This is a genomic window from Streptomyces sp. NPDC054932, from assembly GCF_053610205.1.
The window spans coordinates 1-9,274 of the sequence record NZ_JBSGXU010000261.1 but is presented as its reverse complement, the minus strand read 5'-3'; the positions used below and the strand labels follow the sequence as shown (position 1 = coordinate 9,274).

The window sequence follows — 9,274 nt, the reverse complement described above, 5'->3', positions numbered from 1 at the left end:
CGGCTGGACGAGTCGCCCGCCGTGGTCGCGGCGGCCTGCGGGGACGGCTCGAGCGGCGCCCCGGCGCGCGGAGGCGTGGCGCGGCCGCGCGCCGGGGAGACGGTGCGGGCCGTGGTGCTGGGTGCCGGGCGGGTGATGGGGTGGTCGGCGGCCGGCTACACCTTCCTGGTGGTCTTGCCCTCCTACCTCCAGAGCACGCTGAACGCGACGTTCCAGCAGGCGCTGGTCGCCACCGCCCTGGCCAACCTGGGGTTCGCGGCCTCGATCCTGCCCGCCGGCGCCCTGAGCGACCGGATCGGCCGGCGGACGGTGATGGTGGCGGGGGCACTGCTGGTCGCCGTGCTCGCGCTGCCGCTGCTGGACCTGGTGCAGGACGCCGACGTGCCGCGGTACGCGAAGGGCGCAGCGCTCCTCGGCGCCGGGGCCGTCGTCGGGCTGATGGCGGGGCCGGGGCCCGCCATGCTGGCCGAGATGTTCCCGACCCGGGTGCGCTGCACCGGGCTCGGACTGGCGTACGCGCTGTCCAACGCCGTGTTCTCCGGCTGCGCGGGGCTGATCATCACCGTGGCCGTCGCGCGGACCGGGGACGCCGACATCCCCGCCTACTACGCGGCGGCGGCCTGCGCGGTCAGCTGCGTCGCGCTGCTGACCCTGCGCGGCGACGACCACCTGCGGCCGCTGCGGTGAGCGCCCTGCGCGTGGTCGGGCTGATGTCGGGCACGTCGTACGACGCCATCGACGCGGCCGCCGCCGACATCGCCGTCGACGGGGACACGCTGGTGCTCACGCCGCTGGGGATGGTCAGTACGGCGTACGACGACGACCTGCGGGAGGAGCTGGCCGGGGCGCTGCCGCCCGCACGGACGGACCTGGCGGCGGTGTGCCGGCTCGACACGCGATTCGGGCGGGCCTTCGCCGCGGCGGCGGTGCGGGCCGATGCCGAACTGTGCGGCGGACGGGCCGACCTGGTGGCGTCGCACGGGCAGACCGTCTACCACTGGGCCGAGGCCGGCCGGGTGCACGGCACGCTCCAGATCGGCGAGCCGGCGTGGATCGCCGAGGCGACCGGCCGACCCGTCGTCTCGGGCTTCCGTACCCGGGACGTGGCTGCCGGCGGGCAGGGCGCGCCGCTGGTGAGCGCGTTCGACGTCCTGTGGCTGCGGGGACGGCCGGGGGTGTCCGTGGCCCTCAACCTGGGCGGGATCGGGAACGTGACGGTCGTGTCGTCGGACCGGGCGGGCGGCGGACCGCTGGCCTTCGACACGGGACCCGCCAACGCGCTGATCGACGCCGCGGTACGGGAGCTGGCCGGGCGCGACGGACAGGGCCGGGCGTACGCGATGGACGTGGACGGCCTGCTCGCCGCGCGGGGCCGCGTACACCCGCCACTGCTGCGGCGGCTGCTGGACGACCCGTACTACGCGCTGCCCGTCCCGAAGACCACGGGCAAGGAGCTCTTCCACCTGCCGTACCTGCAGGCGGCGCTGGAGGGGTGCGGGCCGCTGCCCGCCGAGGACGTGGTCGCCACACTGACCCGGCTCACGGCGCGGACCGTCGCCGACGCCGTCCGGCCGTTCGGGGCGACCGAGGTCATCGCGTCGGGCGGCGGGACCCGCAACCCGGTGCTGATGCGCCGGCTGCAGGAGGAACTGAGCGGCGCGGACGGGGCCGTGACGCTGCGGACCTCGGACGAACTCGGCCTTCCGTCGGGCGCCAAGGAGGCGTACGCCTTCGCCGTCCTGGGCTGGCTCACCGCGCACGGCCTGGCCGGCACGGTCCCCTCCTGCACCGGCGCCCGGCACGCGAGCGTCCTCGGCTCGATCACCCCCGGCGCCTCCGGCCGCCTGCCCCTGCCCGAGCCCGGGCCGCCGACGCCCGCGCCCACCCGCCTCACCATCGGCACCGCCGCCCCCGTCGGGGTCGCGCCGCCCGGGCAACCCCCGAGCTGCGCCCCACGTGCCGAAGCGTGCGCCCCGGAGGGCACTGCCGGTGGGTGACGAGGGCTACGGTGATGCGGAAGCGACAGGCAGGCGATCCCATCCCGCCCCGGCGGAGCGCCCTTGTGACGGTGCGCTTCATCCGGTGGCTGCGGTGGGTCGGGATCAGGGGTCCCAGGGCAGTCGTACGGCCTCGATTTCCGTGTCGGCGAGGAGGGCCTCGACGAGCCGGGCGGGCCCCGCCACCTTGGTGGCCCACAGGTCGTAGTCCGTACAGAGGACCCAGGACCGGTCCCGGGCCCAGAGGTTGGACGGGGTCCAACCGTCCTCCTCGGGGTGGTCGTACAACGCCTTGGCGTCCGCCAGTGTGCCGGCCCGGACGTGCACGTTGTCGAAGTCCTCGGCCCTCTGCAGCAGCGGGTTGTAGTAGGCCAGGCAGAGGGTTTCCGCGCCCTGCGGGCTGTGCTCGGTGAGGATGTCGACCAGCCGGTCCCAGTCGGGGCGGTCCAGCCTGCCCTCGGACGGCGCCATGATGCCGACCGGCCAGCCGCCCGGCTTGAACGAAGGGAAGGAGGTGGGGCACGGCAGGTGCCCCTCCGGTACGAGGGGGTCATCGGTTCGCTGCGTGAGTTCCGCCCAGCGCAGTCTGCGCCAACGGGGTCCCGGGCGCTCGCCCACGGTGTCGGTGAACACTTCCGCGGGGTCGAGGCCCGGGACGATCTCGGGCCCACCGCCATTCAGTACGGCCCGTCGGTACGCCACGTAGGACGTTCCGGTCGGCCCGAGTTCGTGTTCGTACAGGGAGTGGAGCACCCAGGCGGCGTCGGGCAGGGCCGGTGGCATGAAGCCGGTGAGCCCGTCATCACCGGCCAGCTCCCGCAGCCAATCGGTCTCCCCGGCCGCGGCCGGCGGCCACCCGGCGGTCGCCGGAGCAGCGGATGTCTCGTTCATCCGTTGAGGATCTCACCCGCCGCCGCGGCGAGCGCCGGGATCGGTTCCCAGCCCCACCACCGCGTCCCCGCCATGGCAGACCGTCAAGCCCCGGCAAGTCGGCGCAGCACCGCCACCGGCTGGTCTACACCCCTCTCCAGGGTCTTCATTCCGTACGGCTCCTGCTCGTCCTCGCTGAGCGCCTCCCGCCCGTCGGGATCCCGGGAGATGTGCACCTGCATGAACGGGATTGCGTCGCTCCCCTTCGGGATGACCCACCACATCGCAGCCCAGTCCGGCGCCTGCGTCATCCGCATCACCTCACTGGTCCGGTAGATCCTCGACCGGTGCCGGAAGAAGTCGTCACCCGGATCGGCCAACCAGTCAGGCGCATCACGTACGTGCTCCTTCCCCGGCGAATCCGGATCCCGCGAACGTTCGATCGATCCCACATAGCTGTTGGCAAGCTTGCAGCGGTCCGCCCGGATGAACGAAACCGACGCGAAGAGCTCCACACGGCCCTGCTCCGCTGCCACCGGCACCTCGACGACGGCGTCCTTGGAGAAGTCGTCACCGGGGTCGAGCCGGGCGCCCGCATTGGAGATCTGCCCTGCAGCCAGCAAACGGGGAGCGACGTTGAAGTCCTCCTGGCGATGTGTGTCCCAGCCGTCTCCCAGCTCCTGCCGCCACTGCGTGCGCTCCGTCCCCTTCTCACGGAACGCGGTGGGCCACAGCTTCGCCGACCACAGCGTTCCGATCACGAAGATGCTCACCGCCCCGTCGTTGCGGAAGGTGAAGTGGGCCGGCACGTAGAGCCGCTTCCCGTCAGGATTCAGCACCGGCTTCCCGAAGGACACCAGGAACGGCACCTTGGGCGGCGCCACGTACGGGACGTACATCGCCGAATACGTCACGCTCGCCGAACCGATCAGCGCGGACAGCGCAACCCCGGTGGCGAAGCTCCGTGGATGCGGCATGCCCTGCCATGCCTTCTCCCGGGTCACCACCCATACGGCCCACACCGCCCATGCCACCAGGCCTGCCCACAGCCAGAACCAGCCCGCGAGGTAGCCGCCTTCCCACTGGAACACCAGCAGGACCAGACTCGTCACCGCCACCGTGCTCACGCCGAGCAGGACTGCCTGACCCGCGTACCGCGTCACTCGACGGCCCCAGAAGTCGAGGACCGCCCCGGCTGCAACCACCTCCACCACTGCCCCCACGAGGAACACTGCCCCCATGACGCGACCGCCGAAGGTCAGCGCCCGCAGCGCGTCCGTCAGTCCCACCCGGAACAGCACCGCCGCCGACACCAGCAACCCGAGCGCCATGCAGCAGCCCGTGGCACGCCGCCGCATCGCAGGCCGCCCCGGACGGTCCCGAACCCCGTCCTCGTCCGGTGGCCCACCGGTACCGGTCCTCATGACCCCAGCATCGGCTCCCCACGGCCGGCTCGCAGCCGCCGTACGCATCTGGCTGACACCCGCGCGTGTCCGGCTCATTTGAAACCTAAACGACATTTATTGCATATTTTTGCAACCTTCAGGGTCGAGAAACGCATCCAAAGAGAAAGACCCACCCGTTCTGCCCGCCCGAGGGCAGCCGCCCTGTTCGGAGCAGAGTTCGTGCACGAGTACCCGCAGACGCAACAGCCCAGGCGATCCCGCAAGAAGGTGTGGATCGGCTCCGCCGTGGCCGTGGCCCTGCTCGCCGGCGCCGGTGCCGGGTTGATCCACTGGAAGACGGACTGGTTCGACGGGAACGGGGAGGCCGTCAGCTACGGGAAACCCTCTGCCGGAGCGGACAAGGACAAGGCGAGCAGCGGCGGAAAGCAAGCCTCCGCGCCGAGCGCAGACCCGGACGTGTCCCTCCCCACCGGCCCGTTCGCCGACTTCAAGCAGACGGTCAAGCTGGACGACGGCACCCGCATATCCAAGGCCCGGGTGAAGGGCGCCAAGTCCGGCTTCGAGGGCAGCGTCTGGGTATGGACGCCCAAGGAGTACGACGACCCGAAGTACGCCAAGAGCGCGTTCCCTGTCATGATCGCGCTGCCCGGAGGCAACGGGAACGCCGACAACTACTGGGCGACCATGCCGAAGCTGGGCCTCCAGGCGGCCGTCGCCGAGGGCGCCGCGGCCGGCACGAGCCTCCCGTTCATCCTGGTCATGCCGATCCTCAATCCGGACGCCAAGTACTACTACGACGGCTCCGACATCCCCGGCCAGGCCAAGATGGGCACCTGGATCGGCGAGGACGTCCCCGACCTCGCCCGGGCCAACTTCCGTACCTACAAGTCCCGCGATGGCTGGGCCTTCATGGGCAACTCCTCCGGCGCCTTCGTCGGCCTCAAGCAGCTCCTGCAGAGGCCGGACCGCTTCCGGGCCGTCATCGCCAACGGCGGCGAGATCGTCCCCGACTCCCCGCTCTGGAAGGGCCACCAGGCGGAGATGGACGCGAACAACCCCGAGAAGCTCGCCCCGAAGCTGATCAACGACAAGGGCCCCGAGGTGAACGTCCTCTTCCAGTACGGCACCAAGGAGGGCGGCCGCGACCGGATGGAGAAGTTCCAGCAGCAGTTCGGCAAGGGCCCGATCAAGGTCACGATCCACGAGATCCAGGGCGGCGACCACAACGGCTGGGACTACGTCCGAGGCATGAAGGAAGGCCCCCTGGAACAGCTCAGCAAGCTGATGAAGGGCCCGAAGCCGCAGTGAGGGACAGGCCCCCGGCCGGCTCGGCGGTTGCCGGCCGGGTCGGGGCAGCCTGATGGGTCCCGCGGGCACGCGCCCTGCGCTAGCCTCGTGGCAGACCTATTCCGGGAGGGCCCGATGCGAATCGTCTTCGACGAGGCGGAGCAGGACGCGCTGCGAGCTGACGCGCGGGACCTGGCTGTTGATGATCCGCAGATCGCCTACGTGCTCGAGCGCCTGGCCGGCGAAGGCATCGATCTGGAGCGGATCACGCCGTGGGAGGACCTGCGGGAGAACCTCGGGCAGCCCCCGGTGGACGAGAGCGCTTCCTCTGCGAACGTCGCCTGATGGTCGAGCACGGCCCGCGGCAGGACCGCATCGTCTTCCACGACGTGGCGCAGGAACAGATCGAGCGGATGTCCGGCATACAGCGGGCACGTCTTGATCCCGTGCTCGTCTCCATCTCCCGGAACCCGGGGGCCGGGATGCTGTCGAAGCACGGGTCCGTCCGCGAACACCGCGCGGACGGGGTCCGCGTTCTGTACGTGCCAACCGCCCTGGGCACGCTCGTCCTCGTCGCGTACGCCGAGCCTGACCCCTCCTGATCGCGACGGTGATCCCGCGTCAGGAACCGGCATGGCAGACGCTATGTCCAGCCCAGAGCCTGACTCACGACGAAGGGAACCGGGACCAGCACGGCCATGCCGAGCCACCGGTGAAGTCGCAGGCCCTCTTGTCGTGGGATGAGGACGTCCACGACCAGCACCATCCCCAGGACGAACAGGCCGCTGAGCACGGCCCCGTACGTCATCACGGTTGCGGTTTCGGACGCTTCCTTGTCACAGCCGATGCCGCCGCCGCAGTCCACCGACGGGTACTCCATGGTGAGCCACCGGATGCACAGGCCCGGAATGATGGCGACCACACCGATCAGGAGATTCGCCAGCCCGGGCGCCCACAAGTGACGGCCGCCCCGCCCCCTGCCGTCGGCGCTTCCCTCTGAACCCGGCACGGCCCACCCCTTCATCGTGTCCCAGCAGTTAGATGTCCATGAGCGCTCCCGGGGTTCCCTCACGGGCCCGATGATGCGGAACCTGCCTGAGCCGGGCGCGCAGCGGGTTCGTAGGGTGGTGACATGCCCGACGAAACCCCCAACACCCCCAACACCTCCAGCGGCCCCGAGGCCGCCGAGTCCCCGCTGATCGGCAGCCTGCGCGCAGCCGTCGCCGCAGCGCCCCGCGACGTACCCCTACGACTGCACCTCGCCCAGCTGTTGCTCGACGCCGGGCACGGTGACGCGGCGGTCGTGGAGGCGGCCTTCGTACTCAGCCAGGCACCCGGGGATGCGCAGGCCCGGGCCCTGATGGCGCGGGCCATGGGCGGACCGGCGCCGTCGGTGCCGTCGGTGCCCGTCGAGCAGTCGGCGGCTCCCGCACAGCGGGGCGGCAGGTTCGACTGGGGAGCTGCCGAACAGGAGGTCGGGGACATCGTCCCGCCCCGGTTCATCGCGGAGCCCGCCACGAAGGAGGCACCGCTGGCCGTCGATTGCAGTGGGGACGCCGGGGACGCGAGTGCCTACGACGTGGATGCGCCCGACGCGCGCGGCTCGGTACGCCTCGCCGACGTCGGCGGTATGCAGGAGGTCAAGGACCGCCTGGAGGCCGCCTTCCTCGCGCCCATGCGCAATCCGGAACTGAGCAGGCTGTACGGCAAGAGCCTGCGCGGCGGGCTGCTCCTGTACGGGCCGCCCGGTTGCGGCAAGACGTTCATCGCCCGGGCCGTCGCCGGGGAACTCGGCGCGAACTTCCTCTCCGTGTCGATCAGCGACGTGCTCGACATGTGGGTCGGCAACTCCGAGCGCAACATGCACGAGGTGTTCGAGACCGCCCGCAGGCAGGCGCCGTGCGTGGTCTTCCTCGACGAGCTGGACGCACTCGGCGCCAAGCGCAGCCGCACCCGGCACAACGGCATGCGCAACACCGTCAACCAGCTCCTGACCGAGCTGGACGGCGTCGGCGACGTCAACGACGGGGTGTTCGTGCTCGCCGCGACCAACGTCCCCTGGGACGTGGACATCGCGCTGCGCCGCCCGGGCCGACTCGACCGCACACTGCTCGTGCTGCCGCCCGACGGTCCGGCCCGCGACGCGATCCTCCGCTACCACCTGCGGGAACGCCCCATCGAATCGGTCGACGTGGGCAAGCTCGTCAAGGCCACCGACGGCTTCTCCGGCGCCGACCTCGCGCACGTCTGCGAGAGCGCGGCGGAGACGGCGCTGCTCGACTCCGCCCGTACCGGCACCGTACGCATGATCAACACGAAGGACCTGCTGGGCGCCGTGAAAGCGATCCGGCCGTCCACCGAACCGTGGTTCGCGGCCGCCCGCAACGTGGCGATGTTCGCCAACGAAGGCGGCACGTACGACGAGTTGCTCGCCTACCTGAAGAAGGCACGGAAACTGTGACCGCACCGCACCCGCTCGTCGACCAGGCGGCTGCCCTGATGGAGCTCGACCGCATCGACGAGGCCCGCACGCTGCTCGCCCGGCGGCTCGCCGAGGACCCGACCGACGTGGACGGCTGGGTGCACCTCGCCCGCTGCCACCTGTCGGTCCGGGAGTTCGAGGAGGTACTCACCGCCACCGGCGAAGCGCTGGCCCTCGCGCCGGAGGAGTACGACGCCCACTACGTACGCACGTACGCTCTGCGGCGGCTCGGCCGACCGGACGAGGCACTGGCCGAGGCCCAGGAGACGATCCGGCTCGACCCGCAGAACTGGCAGGGTTTCGTGGCCCTCTCGGAGGCCCTGGGCGCATGGCAGCCGCGCTGGCCCGAGGCGTTCGACGCGGCGGCGACCGCTGTGCGGCTCGGCCCGGACTCGGTCGGTGCGTGGTACGCGCTGTGGAAGGCCGCACTGATGAACGGCCGCTCGGACGCGGTGCGGCAGGCGGTGCGTGAGACCCTGCGCATCGACCCGCAGAACGCCTGGGCGCTCGAGGAGCGGGCCGAGCACGCCGCGTGGGAGGCCTCCGCGCCGCCGCTGACCGGCGCGGGAGCCAAGCTGCCTGCCGCTGCCGAGGCGTACGCCACAGCTCTCGCCGCCGATCCTCAGGCCCACCGGCTGCGCAAGGGCCTGGACGGGGCGGTGTTCCGGATGCTGCGCGGCACCCGCTGGCTCGCGCTGCTGTGCCTGGTGATCGCGGCCCTTGCCGGACGAATCTTCCCGACCGGCAACGACCCCGTGGCGCTGCCGGGGCCGCTCGGCATCCGGCTCTACGCACTCGCCCTGATGGCCGCCGTCTGGGGCTTCGGTGCCTGGCGCCGCTACCGCGGCATGCGTGCCGGGGTCCGGCTGAGCCTGCGCTCGCTGGTCCGGCGGGTCGGCTGGGCGCGGCTGATCGTCGGGCAGTCGGCGTGGTGCACGCTCACCGCCGTGGTCATCGTGACGGTGCCGTGGTCCGAACGCATCGTCCCGCAGGTGCTGTTCTGGGTGGCGCTGGTGCCGACCCTGCTCACCGTGTGGTTCGAGCGCGCGGCGATCCGCGCCTGAGCTCGGGACGGCCACGATGCTCTGGCTGAGGTGAAGGGCGCGGCGTACCCCGCCCGTGCCGTTCTCGGCCCGGGCGACGTACTGCCGAGGGGCCGGCGCGCTTGGGCGCCGGCCCCGACCGACGCCTACGGACCGCGCGTCGTCCCTACGGTCACCCGGTGACCGACC

Annotated in this window: 10 protein-coding genes; 7 read left to right on the top strand and 3 right to left on the bottom strand. The window is 71.6% G+C overall.

The features are described from left to right. A partial coding sequence (locus ACWGE1_RS37855; protein ID WP_453425009.1) for an MFS transporter occupies positions 1–687 on the top strand: 687 nt, incomplete at its 5' end. Positions 688–692: 5 nt separating this feature from the next. Next, positions 693–1,997, top strand: coding sequence for an anhydro-N-acetylmuramic acid kinase (locus ACWGE1_RS37850; RefSeq protein WP_453425010.1), 1,305 nt, complete (start codon positions 693–695; stop codon positions 1,995–1,997). Between the two features lie 105 nt (positions 1,998–2,102). Here ACWGE1_RS37850 and ACWGE1_RS37845 read toward each other — a convergent pair whose 3' ends face one another. Both ACWGE1_RS37845 and ACWGE1_RS37840 read right to left on the bottom strand, forming a co-directional pair. Further along, positions 2,103–2,888, bottom strand: coding sequence for a hypothetical protein (locus tag ACWGE1_RS37845; RefSeq protein WP_453425008.1), 786 nt, complete (start codon positions 2,886–2,888; stop codon positions 2,103–2,105). A gap of 83 nt (positions 2,889–2,971) precedes the next feature. Then, on the bottom strand, positions 2,972–4,198 hold the full coding sequence (locus ACWGE1_RS37840) for a hypothetical protein (RefSeq protein WP_453425007.1): 1,227 nt from the start codon (positions 4,196–4,198) through the stop codon (positions 2,972–2,974). A gap of 294 nt (positions 4,199–4,492) precedes the next feature. On the opposite strand from ACWGE1_RS37840, the gene ACWGE1_RS37835 reads away from it, so the two are divergent. From ACWGE1_RS37835 to ACWGE1_RS37825, 3 genes are all read left to right on the top strand, one after another. Further along, the gene (locus ACWGE1_RS37835; protein ID WP_453425006.1) at positions 4,493–5,581 is read left to right on the top strand and encodes an alpha/beta hydrolase; all 1,089 of its coding nucleotides are present in this window, start codon (positions 4,493–4,495) and stop codon (positions 5,579–5,581) included. Positions 5,582–5,695: 114 nt separating this feature from the next. Then, the gene (locus tag ACWGE1_RS37830; RefSeq protein WP_453425005.1) at positions 5,696–5,905 is read left to right on the top strand and encodes a hypothetical protein; all 210 of its coding nucleotides are present in this window, start codon (positions 5,696–5,698) and stop codon (positions 5,903–5,905) included. Next, positions 5,905–6,162, top strand: coding sequence for a hypothetical protein (locus tag ACWGE1_RS37825; protein WP_453425004.1), 258 nt, complete (start codon positions 5,905–5,907; stop codon positions 6,160–6,162). The genes ACWGE1_RS37830 and ACWGE1_RS37825 overlap by 1 nt, the downstream gene beginning before the upstream one ends. A gap of 41 nt (positions 6,163–6,203) precedes the next feature. Here ACWGE1_RS37825 and ACWGE1_RS37820 read toward each other — a convergent pair whose 3' ends face one another. Next, positions 6,204–6,569 carry a hypothetical protein gene (locus ACWGE1_RS37820; RefSeq protein WP_453425003.1) on the bottom strand — a complete coding sequence of 122 codons (366 nt, stop codon included), beginning with the start codon at positions 6,567–6,569 and terminating at the stop codon, positions 6,204–6,206. 123 nt (positions 6,570–6,692) lie between these two features. Here ACWGE1_RS37820 and ACWGE1_RS37815 point away from each other — a divergent pair, with 123 nt between their 5' ends. Continuing rightward, positions 6,693–8,021, top strand: a complete 1,329-nt coding sequence (locus ACWGE1_RS37815) for an ATP-binding protein (RefSeq protein WP_453425002.1) — start codon at positions 6,693–6,695, stop codon at positions 8,019–8,021. Next, positions 8,018–9,106 carry a tetratricopeptide repeat protein gene (locus ACWGE1_RS37810; protein ID WP_453425001.1) on the top strand — a complete coding sequence of 363 codons (1,089 nt, stop codon included), beginning with the start codon at positions 8,018–8,020 and terminating at the stop codon, positions 9,104–9,106. The genes ACWGE1_RS37815 and ACWGE1_RS37810 overlap by 4 nt, the downstream gene beginning before the upstream one ends. The last annotated feature ends 168 nt before the right edge of the window (positions 9,107–9,274 follow it).

Coding starts and splice junctions, on each gene's coding strand:
- ACWGE1_RS37845 (WP_453425008.1), bottom strand. CDS start 2,888: ATGAACGAGACATCCGCTGCTCCGGCGACCGCCGGGTGGCCGCCGGCC.
- ACWGE1_RS37840 (WP_453425007.1), bottom strand. CDS start 4,198: ATGGCGCTCGGGTTGCTGGTGTCGGCGGCGGTGCTGTTCCGGGTGGGA.
- ACWGE1_RS37830 (WP_453425005.1), top strand. CDS start 5,696: ATGCGAATCGTCTTCGACGAGGCGGAGCAGGACGCGCTGCGAGCTGAC.
- ACWGE1_RS37825 (WP_453425004.1), top strand. CDS start 5,905: ATGGTCGAGCACGGCCCGCGGCAGGACCGCATCGTCTTCCACGACGTG.
- ACWGE1_RS37815 (WP_453425002.1), top strand. CDS start 6,693: ATGCCCGACGAAACCCCCAACACCCCCAACACCTCCAGCGGCCCCGAG.